Consider the following 18712-nt stretch of genomic DNA (forward strand, 5'->3'; position numbering starts at 1 on the left):
AGGACTGGCCTGTAGACCGAGTTTGGCAGACGCCTCGCCTTTGCCGAGGTGATGGACTTTGGACGCGATCCCTGTCTTACGCGCCCGGCTTGACCGCGAGCAACCCCGACACCCTGGACCGGAACGCGCGCAACTGCTCGCCCGATAGCGTCGCAAGGCTCGAGAAGGAGAAGCCGCGTGGATTGACCGCGACGCCGCCCCGCAACACTTCCCAGTGCAGATGCGGCCCGGTCGACATGCCGCTGTTGCCCGAATAGGCAATCACGTCGCCGCGCGCGACATGCTGCCCGGCACGGACCGCGAAGCGGCTGAGGTGGCCGTAACAGGTCACGATCGACCCGCCGTGCGCCATCTTGAGGAAATTGCCGTATCCGCCGCTGCGCCCGGCAAAGGCGATGACGCCATCGGCCGGCGCGTGGACCGACGTGCCCCAGGCGGTGCCGATGTCGATTCCCTTGTGCATCCGCGTGAAGCCGAGCAGCGGGTGGAAGCGCATGCCGAAACTGGAGGTCACCCGCGCCATCGACACGGGCATGGTGAACTGGCCCTGCCGCTCGGCCTGGCCGGATGCCTCGTACCAGGTGCCGTCGTTCCACTGGACGAGCTGGGTCTTCTCCCGTCCATGGTCGAGGCCCGCGAACAGCAGCTTGCCGAGCTGGGTCTCCCCGGTCGCCGCGCGCTGGCGCTCGACGATGATGTCGTAGCTGTCGCTCGAACTGATCTGGCCGATCGCGACCTTGCTCGCGATCGCCTTGATATAGGTTTCGACCGCGCGGATCGGGACGCCCGCTGCGCGTGCCGATCGATACAGGCTGGATCCGACCGCGCCGGTGATCCGCAGCGGCGTCGTGTCGATCGCGATTGCCTGCCGGTCCATCACCAACCGGTCGCCGGCCCGCTTCAGGTTCAGCTGGAGGTCGAACCGCGCGCGCAGCGACAGCGCCTCGAGCGGGCGCGCGACGTTGCGATTGGGGCGGCGGCCGAGCGTCATCGGGATCTGCGTGCCCGGCTTCAGATCGCCGAGCGGCACCGTCGTCGCCACCAGCGCGACGGTATCCTGCGCATCGCGTTCGGAAAGTCCCGCGCGCTGGAGCATGTCGCCTAGGCTGTCGCCGTGGCCGACGGTTGCGGTGCGTTGCTCGATCGGGCGTTCGGGCGCTTCGGTGAGCGGGCGGACGAGATCGTTGGATGCCATGTGGCGTCCGGTGTCGGCGCCCCAGGCGAGCGGCGCGATCATCTGCGCGCGGGCCTCTTCGCGGTCGGTCCCGATCAGGGGCGCGGCGGCCTCGCCGAGCACCGGGTGCGTGATCGGAGGCGCAAGCGCGATCGCGGCCGCACAGAGCGCGGCACAGGTCGCGGTTCCGCGCCACCAGTCACGCGAGCCGATCCGTGTGCCAAGATCGGGAACCCAGTCGATCTCCACTGCGGCGGCGCGCAGCCGGTCGAACGTGCCGGGCTGTGCCACCGGCACCATCGCGCGGCCGAACGACAGTGCCGTCGTGCCGCCCGCATCTTCGCTGCCGTGATCGTTCCGCAAGAACAAGGCTGAACCGCCCCCCGAAAATCGTACAGCGCTGCCCGATGTCGCCCCGCAGCGTCGGGCCAAGGGACTGTGGCGGGGAATCGCTAAAGTCAAATTAACTGCGGACGATGGCGGATCGCGCTGCGGCGAACCGTGCGACGGGTACGACAGGGCGCGGAACCAGACGCGGGCGGCTGGTCTCCGGCGGGTAGGCGTTGAGGGGGCGCGTAATTTCGAACGACAATGGTTGCGCAATCGTCTTCTCGACGCGATGTTGGGTGCGTCATGCAACGCGATCACGACAGCACCGTCACCGCGGTGCTCGGGCCGACCAACACCGGCAAGACGCATCTGGCGGTCGAGCGGATGTGCGGCCATTCGAGCGGCATGATCGGCTTTCCGCTGCGTCTGCTGGCGCGCGAAGTCTATGACCGGGTCGTCAAGATCAAGGGCGCGAACCGCGTCGCGCTGATCACCGGCGAAGAGAAGATCGTCCCCAAGGACGCGCGCTGGTTCCTGTGCACCGCCGAATCGATGCCAGTCGACCGCGACCTTGCGTTCGTTGCCGTCGATGAAGCGCAATTGGGGGCGGACATGGAGCGCGGCCACGTCTTCACCGACCGCATCCTGCGCGCGCGAGGCCGGGAAGAGACGATGTTGCTCGGCTCCGAGGCGCTGCGCCCGATGGTCAAGGCGCTCGTCCCCGGAATCGAGATCATCAACCGCCCGCGCTTCTCGACCCTGAGCTACGCCGGCGCGAAGAAGATCAGTCGCCTTCCCAAGCGCTCCGCGATCGTCGCGTTCAGCGCAGAGGAGGTCTATGCGGTCGCCGAGATGTTGCGGCGGCTGCGCGGGGGCGCGGCGGTGGTGATGGGTGCACTGTCGCCGCGCACCCGCAACGCGCAGGTCGCGATGTTCCAGGCGGGCGAGGTCGATTATCTCGTCGCGACCGATGCGATCGGGATGGGGCTCAACATGGATGTCACCCATGTCGCCTTCGCCAGCCTCAACAAGTTCGACGGCCACCGCCAGCGTCGCCTGACCGTCGCCGAAATGGCGCAGATCGCGGGGCGCGCGGGGCGGCACCAGCGCGACGGGACGTTCGGCGCGTTGGTCGAGGAAGGGCCGGGGGCGTTCGCGCCCGAGGAAGTGCTCGCGATCGAGGAGCATCGCTTCCCGCCGCTCGAGCATCTCTACTGGCGCGAGGGCGAGCCCGATTTCTCGAGCATCGCCGCGCTGATCGCGAGCCTCGAAGCGAAGCCCGAGAACCGCCGTCTGCGTGCGGCACCGCAATCGGTCGATCTCGCCGTCCTGAAGCGGATGGCGGAGGAGGACTGGGTCCGTGCCCGCGCGCGGCATCCGCTGATGGTCGCGCGGCTGTGGGCGGCGTGCGGGCTGCCCGACTTCCGCAAGCTCGGGGTCGATCCGCATACACGCTTCGTCGCGCGGATTTTCGGGCATCTGAGCGAGGGGCAGGGGCATATCCCGCACCAGTGGTTCGCGGCAGAACTCGCACGGCTCGATACGGTCGCGGGGGATGTCGAGACGCTCGCCGGGCGGATCGCGGCGGCGCGGAGCTGGGCGTACATCGCCAACCGGGTCGACTGGCTCGCCGACCCCGCGCATTGGGCCGAGCGCGCGAGCGCGGTCGAGGAACGGCTGTCGGACGCGCTCCATTCGAGCCTGACGCAGCGTTTCGTCGACAAGCGCACGACGTTGCTGATGCGGCAGATCGGCGCGGACCCGCGGATGTTGCCGGTCACGATCGGGGCCGAGGGCGAGGTGATGGTCGAGGACCATGCGATCGGTCGGCTCGACGGGTTCCGCTTCACCGTCGCCGCCGATGCACGCGCGAGCGACAAACGGATGCTGCTCGCCGCCGCCGAACGCCGGCTGGGCGACGAGCGCGGCAAGCGCGGGACCGCGCTGGCGGAGGCGGCGGACGCCGACCTGTCGCTGCGGACCGACGCGGGGGAGACCCCGGTGCTGGTATGGAGCGGCTTCACCGTCGCGACCTTTGCGCCCGGGCAAAGCCTGGTGCGCCCACGGATCCTGCTCGACCGCGCGCTCGATTGCCTCGATGTCGCCTTGCGCGCGAGGATCGAACTGCGATTGCGCGGCTGGTTCGGCGATGCGGTCGCGCGCGCGCTGCCGGGACCGGTGCTGCTCGATTCGGTCCAGCGCGATCCGGCCGCGAGCCCGGCGTCGCGCGCGGTTGCGGCGGCGCTGGTCGCGGGGGGCGGGATGGTCGCGCGGAGCGAGGTGGTCGCGGTGCTCGACAAGCTCGACGGCGTTGCGCGCAAGGCGTTCCGCCGCGCGGGGGTGACGATCGGTGCGCTCGACCTGTTCGATCCGCGCCTGCTCAAGCCCGCCGCCGCGCGGTGGCGGCGCGCGCTGTTCGCGATCCGCGAGGGGCGAGCCATTGCGGAAGCGCCGCGCGAAGGTGCGAGCGTACTGGCACGCGGCGTGCCCGGTGCGACGCTCGCGGACGGCTATCGCCCGATCGCGGCGCAGGCGGTGCGGATCGACCTGATCGAACGGATCGCGCGCGCGGCGCACGATGCGCGCGGTGCCGCGGGACGCCAGCCGTTCGCGCTCGACCCGGCGCTGGCGCTGTCGATGGGGCTGACTCCGCCGACGATCGAGAAACTGATGGCTGGGTTCGGCTTCCGTCCCGCCCCCGCTGCAGCCGAGGACGCGGTGCCGCGCTGGATCTGGCGTGGGCTGCCGACCGTCCGACCCGTCGCCGCGCCGCGCGGCACGCACTTTGCGGCGCTCGCCGATCTGGCGGTGCATGGCTGAAGCCTTCCCCCGCGGCCCGAGCATGCGGCTCGACTGTTTCCTCTGGTTCGCCCGGATCGTGAAGACGCGCGGCATCGCGCAGGGGATGGCCGCGAGCGGGCGGTTGCGGATCGACGGGCGCGCGGTCGACCGGCCGGCTGCCGCCGTACGGATCGGCAGCGTGCTCGCTTTCGTCACCCCGTCTGGCCGGGTCCGCGCGATCCGCGTCGAATGCCTTCCCGAACGCCGCGGACCGCCCGAAGCGGGGCGGTCCTGCTACACCGACCTCATTGAAAATGACCGAACAGGCACTGCAATCATTGACGAGGCGGGCGCTCGGGCATAGCAGCGTCGGGTTCGTTGCTCCGGGAGTTACCTAATGACCTACGTCGTCACCGATGCCTGCATCAAGTGCAAGTACATGGACTGCGTCGAGGTGTGCCCGGTCGACTGCTTCTACGAAGGCGAGAACATGCTGGTCATCAACCCCAGCGAATGCATCGATTGCGGCGTGTGCGAGCCCGAGTGCCCCGCCGAAGCGATCCTGCCCGACACCGAAAGCGGCCTCGAACCGTGGCTGGAACTCAACACGACCTTCTCGAGCCAGTGGCCCAACGTCACGCGCAAGGCGGACCAGACTCCGGCCGACGCGGACGACCACAAGGGCGAGACCGGCAAGTACGACAAATATTTCTCGGCAGAGCCCGGCACGGGCGACTGATCCGTTTCGGATCTGTCAGAATGGGAAGGTGCGCGGCGTTTTGCGACGCCGGCGCGGTGCGTCCGGCGACCTTTGGCTGGTAATTTTATTACGACTATGTTAAACGGGGGATGACGGACGGCGCCATCAGCGCTTTCCGGCACGGAGACGTACCAACCCACACACCCCCCGCGTGCGCTGATGCAGCTTTGCTGCAAGAAGTGCGTTGCACCGGGATACCCGGTTCACAGAAAGGTCTAACGGAATGGCTGCCAAGGCGCTGTCCTTCGACGTCGGCGATTATGTCGTTTACCCAAAGCACGGCGTTGGCCGTGTGATCGAGCTCCAGCGGCAGGAAATCGCCGGAATGCAGCTCGAACTCTATGTTCTGCGGTTCGAAAAAGAGCGCATGACGCTGCGCGTTCCCACCAACAAGGCCGAAAGCGTCGGGATGCGCAAGCTGTCGAGCGACAAGACGTTGCGCGAGGCGCTCGAAACGTTGACCGGCAAGCCGCGCGTCAAGCGCACCATGTGGTCACGCCGTGCGCAGGAATATGAAGCGAAGATCAATTCGGGCGACCTCGTGTCGATCGCCGAAGTGGTCCGCGACCTGTTCCGCGCCGACGACCAGCCCGAGCAGAGCTATTCCGAGCGGCAGATCTTCGAAGGCGCGACCAGCCGGCTCGCGCGCGAACTCGCTGCGATGGAGCAGGTCGACGAGCCGACCGCGCAGGAGAAGATCCTCGAGATCCTCCGCAAGGCGGCCGCGATCCACAACAAGGATAAGGCTCCGGCCTGACCCGCTCACGGGTTTGTGCAAAAAGGGGCGGCCGGCAACGGTCGCCCCTTTTTGCGTTTGCGCAAACTCTTCCTTTGCAATGGAACGCGCTGGGTGTATTGTTTGTACAACACACAGGGAGTTCCTTGCCATGCGTTTCAACCGCCTGTTCGTCACCGCTCTGTCGCTCACGCTGCCCGTCGCGGCCTGTTCATCGAACGCCAGCGCGGGGGATCGCGTGGCGGGAACGACGCAAAGCTTCCAGATCGCGAATTTTTCCGGGGTGGCGCTGCAGGGATCGGATGATGTCGACGTGCGGGTCGGGACCGGCTTTTCGGTCAGGGCCGAAGGGCCCGCCGCCGAGCTTGCGCAACTCCGCATCGTTCGGGACGGGGATACGCTGCGGATCGACCGCAAGCCGCGGACCGGGTTCGGATGGACTAGCAGCCGGGGCGTGAAGGTCTTCGTGACGATGCCGCGGATCATCGCGGCGGAAGTGCGCGGATCGGGCGACATGGCGATCGACCGGGTCGAGGGCAGCCGGTTCGCGGCGGCGGCGGTCGGGTCGGGGAACTTGCGCATCGCCGCGATCACGACGGGGCAGGCGACGCTTGCGGCGCGTGGCTCGGGCGATCTCACCGCGGCCGGGGCGGTCGACCAGCTCACCGCCGCCGTGACCGGGTCCGGCGCGATCAATGCGCCGGGGCTGAAGGCGCGCAGCGCGGTCGTGGCGCTGCGCGGGTCCGGCGACCTGCGCGCCACCGTCACTGGCACGGCGACCGTGGCGCTCAGCGGATCGGGCGATATCGATCTCGGGCGGCAGGCGCGCTGCACGATCAGCAAGTCCGGGTCGGGCGACGTGCGGTGCGGCGGGTGAGACGACGGCTTGCCGCATCCCGAAATCGCGGCGATGCCCTGCGGATGACAAATGTCCGCCTGTTCGTTGTGCTTTTCCTCGTTGCACCCGGTGTTGCATCGGCCGCGACCGGCCGATCCTATGTCGTCACTGACTACGACCGGATCCGCGTCGACGGGCCGTTCGACGTTGCCCTGACGACCCGCACCGCCCCATCGGCGCGCGCGGACGGCCCGGCGGAGGCGAGCGACACGATCGACATCCGGGTTGAGGGGCGGACGCTCGTCGTGCGGGCAGGCAGCCGTGGCTGGGGCGAAGTCCCGCGGCACGGGGCGGCGAAACCCCTGGTGATCCGGCTGGGTGTCCCGATGCTGCGCGGCGCGACCGTGGTCGGGGGCGGGCGGCTCGCGGTGGCGGGGCCGTTCCGCGCGCAGCGGATCGACCTGCAGGTGACGGGGAGCGGATCGATCGATGCGACCGCGCTCGATGGCGACGAGCTCAACGCGACGCTGCTCGGGTCGGGGGCGATGACGCTCGGCGGTCGGGGCGGGCGGGTGCGGCTGCTGACCAGCGGGCCCGGAGGAATCGATGCGACGGCGCTACGGAGCGATGCGTTGACCGTGCGGCTCGACGGGTCGGGGACGATCAAGGCGACCGCGCGCTACACCGCCGATGCGACGAGCACCGGGCTTGGCGCGGTGACGGTCTATGGCAAGCCGACCTGTCGGGTTTCGGCGGCCGCGACGGGACCGATCCGGTGCGGGCTGGATGCGGTGCCGTAAGGGGGCGTCTCGGGGACTGGGTGGAGGACAACCCCGGTATTGGAGTCCGTCAGATCAGCCCCAACGCCGCCAGCTTGCCGATCAGCGCCGCCGGCATCGCATCCCCCACCAGCACGTCACCGCCGAGATCGGCGGGCGCATCGCCCGGCTCGAGATAGCGCCACCCCTGGTGCGCGCGCTTGGGGCGGCCTTCGGTCAGCACCAGCGCCGGATCGATGTGGATCGCGACGCGCCCGCCCTCGGCTTCGCCGAAGCCGAGGATCGGCGAGCGCGCGACCAAGGTATGTTTGATGATCCAGTAGAGCGAGCCGCCCTTTTCACCCTCCCGCACGATCTCCTCATGCCGTTTGGGCAGGTAGCGCGTGGTGAGGAACACCGGCCCGTCCGCGGCGCGTTGCTTGAGCCGTTCGGCGAGATGGTCGAGGCTCGTCGCGCCGAACGCAACCTTGGTCAGATGCAACATAGGACGCGATTTGGGCCCGGCGGGGTCAGCCGCCAAGCCCCCACAACGTCGCAAGCCCCAGAAACGACAAGAAACCCATCACATCGGTCATCGTCGTGACGAACACCGCCGACGACACCGCCGGATCGACCCCGGCACGCTCGAGCGACACCGGCACGAGCACCCCCGCGAGCCCGGCGACGAGATTGTTGATGATCATCGCCATCGCGATCACGATCGCAAGCCCGCCATTGCCGAACGCGAGATAGGTCCCGCTCCCGACCAGCACCCCGAGCATCGCGCCATTGGCGGCGGCGATGCGGAATTCGCGCAGGATCATCCGCGCGGTGTTCGAACTCGTCAGCTGGTTGGTCGCGAGCGCGCGCACGACGACCGCGAGCGTCTGCGTCCCCGCATTGCCGCCCATTCCCGACACGATCGGCATCAGCACCGCGAGCAGCGCGAAGCGCGCGATCTCGCCCTGGAACGCGCCGACCACCGACGCCGCGAGCATCGCGGTGCCGAGGTTGACGACCAGCCACGTGATCCGCGTCCGCACCGTCAGCAGGATCGGTTCGTTGATGTCGCCATCGCCCGCGCCCGACAGGCGGAGGATATCCTCGCCCGCTTCCTCGGAGATGATGTGGACGATGTCGTCGACCGTGATCATCCCGACCAGCCGCCCGCCGGGGTCGACCACCGCCGCCGAGATCAGCGCATATTTCTGGAAGCGCAACGCGACCTCTTCCTGGTCCATGTCGACCGGGATCAGTGTCTGCTCGCGCTGCATCACGTCGCCGATCCCGATCCCGCGCGGGGTGCGCAGGATCCACGACAGCGCGACCGTGCCGATCGGCTTGTGCGCCGGGTCGACCACGAAGATTTCCCAGAAATCGGTGGTCAGCGCGTCGTGCGTGCGGAGGTAATCGAGCGTGTCGCCGACGGTCCAATGTTCGGGCACCGCGATCAGCTCGCGCTGCATCAGGCGGCCGGCGGATTCCTCGGGATAGCTCAGCGCCTCCTCGATCGCGGCGCGATCGTCGGGGTCGAGCGCGCGGAGCACTTCGCGCTGGTCGGCGGGCTCCATGTCCTCGATGATCGCGACCGCATCGTCGGTGTCGAGTTCGGACGCGATATCCGCGACCTGCGTCGCCGATAGCGAATCGATCAGATCCTCGCGGACGTAATCGTTCATCTCGGCGAAGACGTCGCCGTCGAGCAGGTCGGTGATCGCGCTCGCCAGCGCGGCGCGGCAATCCGCCGGGGTGAGTTCGAACAGATCCGCGATATCGGCTGGGTGGAGCGGTTCGACCAGCGACCGCGCCGTCTCGGCGTCGCCCGCCTGCACCGCGTCGATCACCGCGCGGACGAACTCGGGCTTGAGCCGGTCGTCCTCGTCGAGTTGCGTCGCGTCGATTTCGGGGAGGAGCTCGGTCTCGCTCACGGGTGGACCTCCTGTTGCCCTTAAGCCGTTCGTCTAGCCCGATATGGGAACAAAGCCAATCGGTGGCGATTTGCCTCTGCGACGGTGCATCGCTACGGCAGCGTCAGTCCCAATTCAGGAGCCCAACATGGCCGATCTTCCCGAAACCCTGACGCTCACCCTCGACGGCGGCGACGTCGTGATCAAGCTGCGCGGCGATCTCGCGCCGCAGCACGTCGCTCGCGTCGCCGAGCTGGCGAACGACGGCTTCTACGACGGCGTGGTGTTCCACCGCGTCATCCCCGGCTTCATGGCACAGGGCGGCGACCCCACCGGCACCGGCATGCACGGGTCGGACAAGCCCAACCTCCCTGCCGAATTCTCGAAGGAGCCGCATGTCCGCGGCGTCGCTTCGATGGCACGCACCAACGATCCGAACTCGGCGAACAGCCAGTTCTTCATCTGCTTCGACGACGCACGTTTCCTCGATGGCCAGTATACCGTGTGGGGCCAGGTGACGTCGGGCATGGAGCACATCGACGCGCTCCCCAAGGGCGAGCCGCCGCGCGAGCCGGGCAAGATCTTGAAGGCGACGGCTGCGTAAACCTTACTAAAGCCCCTCCCCCTCGGGGGAGGGGTTGGGGTGGAGCAGTCCAGCAGAGCGATGCTCTCTGCGAGGCACAGCCCCACCCCCAACCCCTCCCCTGAAGGGGAGGGGCTTGAGACGTACCGCGTACAGGTGCGTGCGTGGTTAGCGGATCGATTGCTGCCTCGAAAGAATGACCGTGTTCGAATTGCTTAGCCCCTCCCCCTCGGGGGAGGGGTTGGGGTGGGGCCGTCCAGCAGAACAATGCTCTCTGCGAGGCACTTCCCCACCCCCAACCCCTCCCCTGAAGGGGAGGGGCTCAAGAAAAATCTACACGCTTGGATCGGCGATCGTTGCGATCAGCCAGTCGTGGAACAGCTTCACCGGCTTTTGCGTCAGCGCCCGCGGGCGGCACGCGAACCAGTAGCTGTACGGGCTCTCCACCGAGATATCGAACAGCCGCACGATCCGCGGATCGTTGGCATCCGCGAAATGGCTCTCGTGCATGAAGGCGATGCCCAGCCCCTGCGCCGCCGCTTCGAGCATCAACGCGCCCGAATCGAAATGGTCGACCGCGAGCGGCTCGAGATCGGTCAGCCCCGCCGCCGCGCGCCATGCGCTGAACGTGTCGGGCATCTCGCGGTGGACCAGCGCGGTCAGCCCGGCGAGCTGGTCCGGGCGCACCACCGGGTCCGGCCCCTCGATCAGGGATTTCGCCCCGATCACATAGACCTGGTTGCGATCGAGCCGCCGCGCATAGAGCGCCGGATCGATATCCCGCGCGAGCGCGATCACCGCGTCGAGCCCCTCGCCGAGCCGCGAGATGTTGTGCGTGCTCGTATCGATGTCGAGATGCAGCTCCGGGTGCCGCGTGCGCAATTCGCCGAGCCGCGGGAACAGCCGCTGCGACGCGTAGAGCGGCAGGATGCCGAGCCTTAGCCGGAGCACGTCGGTATTGCTCGTCATCACCTCGACCGCGTCGGACAATTGGTCGAGCGCGGGGGCGATCTGCTGGAGCAGCCGGTCGCCATCGGCGTTGAGCACGACCGCCTGATGGCGGCGTTCGAACAAGGGCCGCCCGATGAACCGCTCGAGCGCCTGGATCCGGCGGCTCAGCGCCGGCGGCGAGAGGGCCAGTTCTTGCGACGCTGCCTTGATCGACCCGGTCCGGGCGACCTGAACGAACGCTTCAATCGCGGTGAGTGGCGGTAATCTCCGCATGAGGAGCCTTTCGCAAGCCAGATGGTGCGATGCACCATGTTGCTATCGTTCAATCACAGAATACGCGACACCCGCAATCGATAGCTGCGATTGCAGAAAGCGCAATCGTATCCAATCCTTTCGCACTTGCAACATAATCCCGGTCCGGGCATTCAGATGGTGCCTTTCAGGCATCCTCTCCTAAAACTTTCAAGGCCGATCCTCCGGGGTCGGCCCTTTTTTTGTCCGTCGCAGATCGGGCGCAGATGCGGACCGTCCTGGCGCGCGCCCTCGTATTCGCGGAACCGACGCCCTATCTCGCGCGCTCATCAGCGGGTTTCGTGAGGGAATGACTATGGCGGACGCCGAGGCGCCGATTCGGAAATTGCAGGTTGCCAACGCGCGCGCCGAAGACAGCGGGCGCGGGCTGGCGCATGTCCCGCGCTCGATGCTAGCAGCGCTCGGGATCGGCGAGGGCGACGTGATCGAGATCGTCGGCAAGTCGACCACGCCCGCGCGTGCGGTAGCGCCTTATGCTGAAGACGAGGGCCTCGAAATCATCCGGATCGACGGGCTCCAGCGCGCCAATGCCGGGGTCGGCTCGGGCGATTTCGTCGAGGTCCGCAAGATCGAATCGAAGCCGGCAACGCGGGTCGTGTTCGCACCCGCACAACAGAACCTGCGGTTGCAGGGTTCGTCCAATGCACTCAAGCGCACGTTCTTCGGGCGGCCTTTGTGCCAGGGCGACGTCGTCGCTACCGCAGGGCAGCAACGCGTCGACAACATGCCGCCTGGTGTCCAGAACATGCTGCGCGCGCCCGCTTATGCGCTGCAGGAGATCCGCCTCGCCGTCATCTCGACTGTCCCCAAGGGCGTGGTGCATGTCGACGAGACGACCGAGATCGAGCTTCGCCCCGAATATGAGGAGCCCAAGGAAGCGCGTCGCGCCGACGTCACCTATGACGACATCGGCGGCATGGGCCCGACGATCGACCAGTTGCGCGAGATGGTCGAGCTGCCGCTGCGCTATCCAGAGCTGTTCCAGCGCTTGGGTGTCGATCCGCCCAAGGGCGTGCTGCTGCACGGGCCACCCGGCACCGGCAAGACCCGCCTTGCGCGCGCGGTCGCCAATGAATCGGCCGCTGAATTCTTCCTGATCAACGGGCCCGAGATCATGGGATCGGCCTATGGCGAGTCCGAGGGCAAGCTCCGCCAGGTGTTCGAGGAAGCCGCCAAGGCCGCGCCGTCGATCGTGTTCATCGACGAGATCGATTCGATCGCGCCCAAGCGCGGGCAGGTGTCGGGCGAGGCCGAGAAGCGCCTCGTCGCGCAGTTGCTGACGCTGATGGACGGGCTGGAAGCGCGCGCCAATGTCGTCGTCATCGCCGCGACCAACCGCCCCGAGGCAATCGACGAGGCGCTGCGACGTCCGGGCCGGTTCGACCGCGAGATCGTCGTCGGCGTTCCCGACGAGCGGGGGCGGCGCGAGATCCTCGGCATCCACACGCGCGGGATGCCGCTGGGCGACAAGGTCGATCTCGGCGAACTCGCGCGGACGACCTACGGGTTCGTCGGTGCCGATCTGGCGGCTCTTGCGCGCGAGGCGGCGATCGAGGCGGTGCGCAAGCTGATGCCGCGGCTCAATTTGTCCGAAGGCACGATCCCGCCCGAGATCCTCGACACGCTCGCGGTCACGCGCGAGGATTTCGTCGATGCCTTGAAGCGCGTCCAGCCGAGCGCGATGCGCGAGGTGATGGTCGAGGCCCCGCGCGTCCGCTGGGACGATGTCGGCGGGCTCGATTCGGCGCAGATGCGATTGAAGGAAGGCGTCGAGCTTCCGCTCAAGGATCCCGACGCGTTCCGCCGGCTCGGCATCCGTCCGGCCAAGGGCTTCCTGCTGTACGGTCCTCCGGGTACCGGCAAGACGTTGCTCGCCAAGGCGGTCGCACGCGAGGCGCAGGCCAATTTCATTGCGACCAAATCGTCCGATCTGCTCAGCAAATGGTATGGCGAGAGCGAGCAGCAGATCGCCAAGCTGTTCGCGCGCGCGCGGCAGGTGGCCCCGTGCGTGATCTTCATCGACGAGCTCGATTCGCTCGTCCCGGCACGCGGGAGCGGTGGTGGCGAGCCGCAGGTGACCGAGCGGGTCGTCAACACGATCCTCGCCGAGATGGACGGGTTGGAAGAACTCCAGTCGGTCGTCGTGATCGGCGCGACCAACCGGCCCAATTTGATCGACCCGGCGTTGCTGCGCCCGGGCCGGTTCGACGAGCTGATCTATGTCGGCGTGCCGGACCGCGCAGGGCGCAAGCGCATCCTGACGATCCAGACCGGCAAGATGCCGCTCGCCGACGACGTCGATCTCGATGTCGTCGCGGGGAAGACCGATCGCTTCACCGGCGCGGATCTGGAGGATTTGGTGCGGCGGGCGGGTCTTACGGCGCTGCGCGAGTCCATGTCGGTCAGCCAGGTGACGATGTCGCATTTCGAGACCGCGCTCGGCGATTCGCGCGCGTCGGTCACGCCCGAGCTTGAGCGCGAATATGAGGCGATGTCCGCTCGGCTCAAGCAGGATGCGACCGCGCTACAGCCGATCGGCTTCGCCTTCCCGCCGCGCGCGAAGGAAGAGGCGCGCTGATCCTTCTGCGCCCCTCCCTGGAAGGGAGGGGCTGGGGGTGGGTCGGCTCGCAGTCGGGCGGAGCGTTCGATACCGGGCGAACCTACCCCTCGATCCCCTCCCTTCCCGGGAGGGGAGGAAGGATCATCGCTCGCGCAACCGCACCCAGGCATAGCCGAACAGCACCAGCATCGCTGCCCCCGCCACGAGGTAGGGCAGCGCATGCTGGGCCTCGTACAGCCCGACCCCGATCGACGGCCCGAGCACGAACGCCGCGCCGTTGATCGACGTCACCTTCCCCGCGACCGACCCCTGCGCATGATGCCCGACCGCGAGCGATGCGCCCGCGGTGAAGGCGGGACGCGTAAAGCCGAACCCGACCGACGCGAGCGCATAGGCGCAGGCGATGCCGTAGAGCGACGTCGCCACCCCGGTCAGCGCACAGCCGACCGCCGCGATCGCCAGCCCGACCAGCATCATTGCGCGCGGGCGCAGGTCGAGATTGGGGATGATTCCCCATTGCACCAGAAGCGCGGCAAGCGCGCCGATCATCAACACGATTCCGGTCGGCTGGAGCGCGGTCGCGGGGAGCAGGTGCAGCCGGTCGATGACGAGGAAGCCGATCGCCTGGCCGGTCATCGCCTGCCCATGCCCAGCGACCAGCCCCGCGATCAGCCACGGACGGATGCGGGGGTCGCGATAGCCGACCTGTTCGGCATGCTGTTCGGTCGCGGCCTCGGTCGCGGCAACGATGCTCGCACCGCCGCTTTGCCCGCCGATCGAGGGGTAGGCGTTGGCCGCGCCGTGCGTCGCGGTATCGGGGTGGAGGTCGTTGGGGAGCAACCGCCGCACCGCGATCCACACGCCCAGCCCGAACAGCGCGAACAGGAAGGCGGGGCCGGACAGTCCGATCTCGACCCCGGCGATCGTCCCGAGCACGAGGAACGGCGCGATCGTCGGGCCGAGGATCGTCCCCAGCCCGAACGCGGATCCGAGCAGCGTCAGCGCCTTGGTCCGTTCCTCGCGCGTCGTGTTGCCCGCGACCAGCGCCTGCACGGCCGGCGGCGCGGCGCAGCCGAAGCTGCCGTAGATCAGCCGCCCGAGGATGAAGCAGACGAACGCGGTCGTCCCGCCGATCCAGCCGTTGATCCCGGCGGCGAGGAACACCCCGCACACCAGCAGCGACACGCAGAATCCGCCGACCCCGAGCAGGATCATCGCACGCCGCCCGTGCCGGTCCGACCGGCGCGCCCAGAACGGCGCGGCGATCACCCACAGCAGCGCGGAGACCGAGAACGCCGCCGCGACCGCGCTGTCGGGGACTTTCAGGGATCGCCCGAGCGCGGGGAGGACCGATTGCAACGCGGTGTTGCCCGCGGCGATCGTCAGCATGACGACGAACAGCAAGCCGAACTCGCGGTTTAGCCTCCCCGACTTCACCGCTCGGGTCCGAAATTGAGGCGTTTGGTGATGTTATAGTCGAGCACGGTCATCACGAAGAAGGCAGCGGCCTGTTTCACGCGCATCCATGGGCTGGTCCGCGCCTTGTAGAGTTCGGGCGTGATCGCCTCCGAATTGGCGATCTCGCCGTCGACATAGCGGCGGACGTGCGCGGCGAAGGCGTGGTCCTCGATCCGCAGCATCATCTCGAGATTGAGGAACAGGCTGCGGATGTCGTAATTGGCCGAGCCGATATAGACGACGTCACCGATCAGGAACAATTTGGTGTGCAATTTGGTCGGCTGATACTCGTAGATCTGCACCCGTTTGCGGAGCAGCCCGGCATAGGTGAAGCGCGATGCCCAGATCGCGGCGCCATGATCGTTCCTGGAGGCCAGCACGATCCGCACGCGCCCGCGCATCCCGACCTTGTCGAGCCGCCGCAGCATCCCCGGATTGGGCGCGAAATAGGCCGAGATCAGGTCGACCTGCGTCGCATCGCGCAGGTCGCGCTTCACCGCCCGCGCCCACGGCGACAGCCGCCGCGTCGGTCCGCCGAACAGCCAGCGCACGGTCCCCTGCGGCTCGCTCCACGTCGAAAGCGCGCGGCGCAACGTGCGCAAAGGCGGCTTGGGTTGCCCCGCCCAGCGCGCGAGTACGTCGAAATAGCCCGTGATCCGTTGCGCCGCCGGCCCCTCGACGATCAGCCCGAGATCGCGCCACGCCTGGTCGGCAACGGTGCCGAAATAGCTGTCCTGCACGTTGAATCCGCCGATGATCGCGCGCGGGTTGGCGGTCTCGCCGTCCGCGAGCGCGAGCTTCTGGTGATTGCGGAGCAGATAGCGCCGTCCCCAGCGCGGCACGAAGCGGCACACCTGTACCCCGCCGTCGCGCAGCGGATCGAAGAAATCATGCGCCGCCGCCGCCTCGCTGCCGAGCCCGTCGACGATCAGCGAAACCGCCACGCCGCGCGCCGCCGCGCGCAGCAATGCGGCGCGAACCGCTTCGCCCGCGTCGTCATCGACATAGATGTAGAAGATCACGCGAAGCGACCGGCGCGCGCCATCGATCAGCGCGATCAGCGCCGCCAGCCGGCGTGGCCCGGTATCGAGCATCGTCAACCGGTTACCGGCCACGGTAAAGCTCGGCTGAGGGGCGGGTTCGGTCATCGCAGCGGGTGATGCCGTCAAGCGCCATAGGCCGCAAGGTGTTGAAGCCCCACGCATGCCCGATTTTCTTGACTCCTGTCGGGTTGCCGCCTAGGGGATCATCTTTCCGAATACCGTCGTTTGCGAAGGAAGCCATTCATGGCGCGCGTCACTGTCGAAGATTGCGTCGACAAGATCCCCAACCGGTTCGATCTCGTCCTGTTCGCCGCGCAGCGTGCGCGGGCCATTTCGGGGGGTGCCGACCTTACCGTCGATCGCGACCGCGACAAGAACCCGGTCGTCGCCTTGCGCGAAATCGCGGAAGAGCGGGTGCGCCCGGCGCATCTGAAGGAGTCGGTCATCAACGGTCTCCAGCGCGTTCAGGTCGACGACGAGGACGAAGCGGATGCGGTCGGCAGCCTGTCGGCATCGGCCGAGGCACTCCGCCTCACCGCCGCCGCGCCGCCGCGCAACCAGAATCTGGGTGCCGATTACGAGGGCTGAAGCCCGCGACTGACGGCGCCGTCGTCAGTCCGTTCCCGCGCTTTCACCGCCCCGTCCGGCCTGTGCCGTGGCGGGGCGTTGTGTTTTCGGACGCTGGATCATTCCGCCGCCAGCGTCTCCTCGGCGCGCTCCTGCGCCTGGCGGTTCCACATCTCGGCATAGAGCCCGTTCTTGCGCAGCAGGACGGCATGGCTGCCGCGCTCGACCACGCGACCGGCCTCGAGCACGACGATCTCGTCGGCATGCACCACCGTCGACAGCCGGTGCGCGATCACGATCGTGGTGCGTCCGCGCTCGATCGCCTGGAGCGTGTCGAGGATCTCGCCCTCGGTACGACTGTCCAGAGCGCTGGTCGCTTCGTCGAGGATCAGGATCGGCGGGTTCTTGAGCAGCGTCCGCGCGATCGCGACGCGCTGCTTCTCGCCACCCGACAGTTTGAGCCCCCGTTCGCCGACGCGGGTTGCGTAGCCGTCGGGCTGGCGTTCGATGAACCCGGCGATCGCCGCCCCGCGCGCGGCAGTCTCGATCTCGGATTCGCCCGCGCCCTCGCGGCCATAAGCGATGTTGTAGCCGATCGTGTCGTTGAACAGCACCGTATCCTGCGGCACGATCCCGATCGACGCGCGCAGGCTCGCCTGCGTCACCTGCGCGATGTCCTGCCCGTCGACCGTGATCCGCCCGCCGGTCAGATCGTAGAAGCGGTACAGCAACCGCGCGAGCGTCGACTTGCCAGCGCCCGATGGTCCGACCACCGCGAGCGTCTTGCCCGCCGCGATATCGAGGTCGATGCCCTTGAGGATTGGCATCCCGGCATCATAGCCGAAGCGCACGTCCTCGAACCGGACATGTCCGCGCGCGATAGTGAGCGGCTTGGCACCCGGCATGTCGACCACTTCGGACGGCGTGTCGATCAGGTCGAACATCGCGCCCATGTCGATCACGCCCTGCCGGATCGTGCGATACACCATGCCGAGCAGGTCGAGCGGGCGGAACAGCTGCGCGAGCAGCGTCGAGACGAGCACGACGTTGCCGGCGGTGAAGCGCCCCTGGCTCCAGCCGTAAACGATCAGCGCCATCCCGCCGCCCATCATCAGATTGGTGATCAGCGCCTGCCCGATGTTGAGCCAGGCGAGCGAATTCTCGGACGTGACCGCGGCATTGGCATAGGCGGCCATCGCCGCGTCGTAGCGCTTCCCCTCGCGCTCTTCCGCGCCAAAATATTTGACAGTCTCGAAATTGAGCAGCGAATCCACCGCATGGCTGACCGCCCCGGTGTCGAGGTCGTTCATCCGCGTACGAAGCGCGGCGCGCCAGTCGGTCACCCAACGGGTGAAGAGGATATAGGCGGCAACCATCACCAGCGTGCCCGCCACCAGCCAGAAGCCGAACTTGGTCCAGAAGATGCCGAGCACCAGCGCGAGCTCGAGGACGGTGGGCGCGATGTTGAACAGCAGGAAATACAGCATCGTGTCGATGCTCTTGGTCCCGCGCTCGACCACCTTGGTGACGGCACCCGTGCGGCGTTCGAGATGGAAGCGCAGCGACAATTGGTGGAGGTGGCGGAACACGCCCGCGGCGAGGCGCCGCGTCGCATCCTGCCCGACCCGTTCGAACACCGCATTGCGCAGATTGTCGAACACGACCGAACTGAACCGCGCGGCGGCGTAGCCGATCACCAGCAGCGTCACCAACGTGATCAGCGCGGGCGTCTTCGGCCCTCCGGTCATTCCGTCGATCGCCCCCTGCAGCGCGAACGGCGCGCCGTACACCTGCACCAGCTTGGACGCGACGACGAGCAGCATCGCCCCGACGATCCGCAGCCGCAACGCGGGCGCGTCGGCAGGCCAGAGATAGGGCAGAAAGCGGCGCAGCGTCGGGAGCATGGGGCGCTCCGGCGCGGTCGAGGTGGTCGCTGTATCGGGTGGCATCACGA

16 protein-coding genes are annotated in these 18712 nt (G+C 67.8%); 9 read left to right on the top strand and 7 right to left on the bottom strand.

Annotation, left to right across the window (positions count from 1 at the left end; all coding sequences use genetic code 11):
* Positions 1 to 76 precede the first annotated feature (76 nt).
* Entirely contained in the window at positions 77 to 1543 is a 1467-nt protein-coding gene (locus tag L8G49_RS10735) for a M23 family metallopeptidase (RefSeq protein ID WP_242185616.1), read from the bottom strand.
* Positions 1544 to 1807: 264 nt separating this feature from the next.
* Between L8G49_RS10735 and L8G49_RS10740 the strand changes: the two genes are divergently transcribed.
* From L8G49_RS10740 to L8G49_RS10765, 6 genes are all read left to right on the top strand, one after another.
* Positions 1808 to 4324, top strand: a complete 2517-nt coding sequence (locus tag L8G49_RS10740; RefSeq protein WP_242185617.1) for a helicase-related protein — start codon at positions 1808 to 1810, stop codon at positions 4322 to 4324.
* On the top strand, positions 4317 to 4649 hold the full coding sequence (locus L8G49_RS10745; RefSeq protein WP_242185618.1) for a S4 domain-containing protein: 333 nt from the start codon (positions 4317 to 4319) through the stop codon (positions 4647 to 4649). Before L8G49_RS10740 ends, L8G49_RS10745 begins: the two co-directional genes overlap by 8 nt.
* Positions 4650 to 4682: 33 nt before the next feature.
* Entirely contained in the window at positions 4683 to 5024 is a 342-nt protein-coding gene (gene fdxA, locus L8G49_RS10750) for a ferredoxin FdxA (protein WP_242138126.1), read from the top strand.
* Positions 5025 to 5268: 244 nt separating this feature from the next.
* Positions 5269 to 5802 (top strand): CarD family transcriptional regulator, encoded by a 534-nt coding sequence (locus L8G49_RS10755; protein WP_010161421.1) that lies wholly within the window; start codon positions 5269 to 5271, stop codon positions 5800 to 5802.
* Positions 5803 to 5932: 130 nt separating this feature from the next.
* Complete coding sequence (locus L8G49_RS10760) at positions 5933 to 6658, top strand: head GIN domain-containing protein (protein WP_242138127.1); 726 nt, start codon at positions 5933 to 5935, stop codon at positions 6656 to 6658.
* Between the two features lie 44 nt (positions 6659 to 6702).
* Positions 6703 to 7419, top strand: coding sequence for a head GIN domain-containing protein (locus L8G49_RS10765; RefSeq protein ID WP_242185619.1), 717 nt, complete (start codon positions 6703 to 6705; stop codon positions 7417 to 7419).
* Positions 7420 to 7468: 49 nt separating this feature from the next.
* Here the strand turns inward: L8G49_RS10765 and L8G49_RS10770 are convergent, their stop codons facing one another.
* Positions 7469 to 7882, bottom strand: a complete 414-nt coding sequence (locus tag L8G49_RS10770) for a DUF1489 domain-containing protein (protein ID WP_242138129.1) — start codon at positions 7880 to 7882, stop codon at positions 7469 to 7471.
* A gap of 25 nt (positions 7883 to 7907) precedes the next feature.
* Positions 7908 to 9305 (bottom strand): magnesium transporter, encoded by a 1398-nt coding sequence (gene mgtE / locus L8G49_RS10775; RefSeq protein WP_242185620.1) that lies wholly within the window; start codon positions 9303 to 9305, stop codon positions 7908 to 7910.
* A gap of 127 nt (positions 9306 to 9432) precedes the next feature.
* Here mgtE and L8G49_RS10780 point away from each other — a divergent pair, with 127 nt between their 5' ends.
* Positions 9433 to 9888 (top strand): peptidylprolyl isomerase, encoded by a 456-nt coding sequence (locus L8G49_RS10780; protein WP_242138131.1) that lies wholly within the window; start codon positions 9433 to 9435, stop codon positions 9886 to 9888.
* A gap of 312 nt (positions 9889 to 10200) precedes the next feature.
* Here the strand turns inward: L8G49_RS10780 and L8G49_RS10785 are convergent, their stop codons facing one another.
* Positions 10201 to 11091 carry a LysR substrate-binding domain-containing protein gene (locus tag L8G49_RS10785; protein WP_242138132.1) on the bottom strand — a complete coding sequence of 297 codons (891 nt, stop codon included), beginning with the start codon at positions 11089 to 11091 and terminating at the stop codon, positions 10201 to 10203.
* Between the two features lie 334 nt (positions 11092 to 11425).
* Here L8G49_RS10785 and L8G49_RS10790 point away from each other — a divergent pair, with 334 nt between their 5' ends.
* Complete coding sequence (locus tag L8G49_RS10790; RefSeq protein WP_242185621.1) at positions 11426 to 13708, top strand: CDC48 family AAA ATPase; 2283 nt, start codon at positions 11426 to 11428, stop codon at positions 13706 to 13708.
* Between the two features lie 123 nt (positions 13709 to 13831).
* Here the strand turns inward: L8G49_RS10790 and L8G49_RS10795 are convergent, their stop codons facing one another.
* Entirely contained in the window at positions 13832 to 15079 is a 1248-nt protein-coding gene (locus L8G49_RS10795; protein ID WP_242138723.1) for an MFS transporter, read from the bottom strand.
* A 44-nt stretch (positions 15080 to 15123) separates the two neighbouring features.
* Positions 15124 to 16296 (bottom strand): phosphatidylserine/phosphatidylglycerophosphate/cardiolipin synthase family protein, encoded by a 1173-nt coding sequence (locus tag L8G49_RS10800; protein ID WP_242185623.1) that lies wholly within the window; start codon positions 16294 to 16296, stop codon positions 15124 to 15126.
* Between the two features lie 138 nt (positions 16297 to 16434).
* On the opposite strand from L8G49_RS10800, the gene rpoZ reads away from it, so the two are divergent.
* Positions 16435 to 16779 (top strand): DNA-directed RNA polymerase subunit omega, encoded by a 345-nt coding sequence (rpoZ, locus tag L8G49_RS10805; RefSeq protein WP_010161409.1) that lies wholly within the window; start codon positions 16435 to 16437, stop codon positions 16777 to 16779.
* 98 nt (positions 16780 to 16877) lie between these two features.
* On the opposite strand, the gene L8G49_RS10810 is transcribed toward rpoZ, so the two are convergent.
* The gene (locus L8G49_RS10810) at positions 16878 to 18707 is read right to left on the bottom strand and encodes an ABC transporter ATP-binding protein/permease (protein ID WP_242185626.1); all 1830 of its coding nucleotides are present in this window, start codon (positions 18705 to 18707) and stop codon (positions 16878 to 16880) included.
* Positions 18708 to 18712 lie beyond the last annotated feature (5 nt).

This window comes from Sphingomonas sp. CARO-RG-8B-R24-01, assembly GCF_022662295.1.
Classification (GTDB): domain Bacteria; phylum Pseudomonadota; class Alphaproteobacteria; order Sphingomonadales; family Sphingomonadaceae; genus Sphingomonas.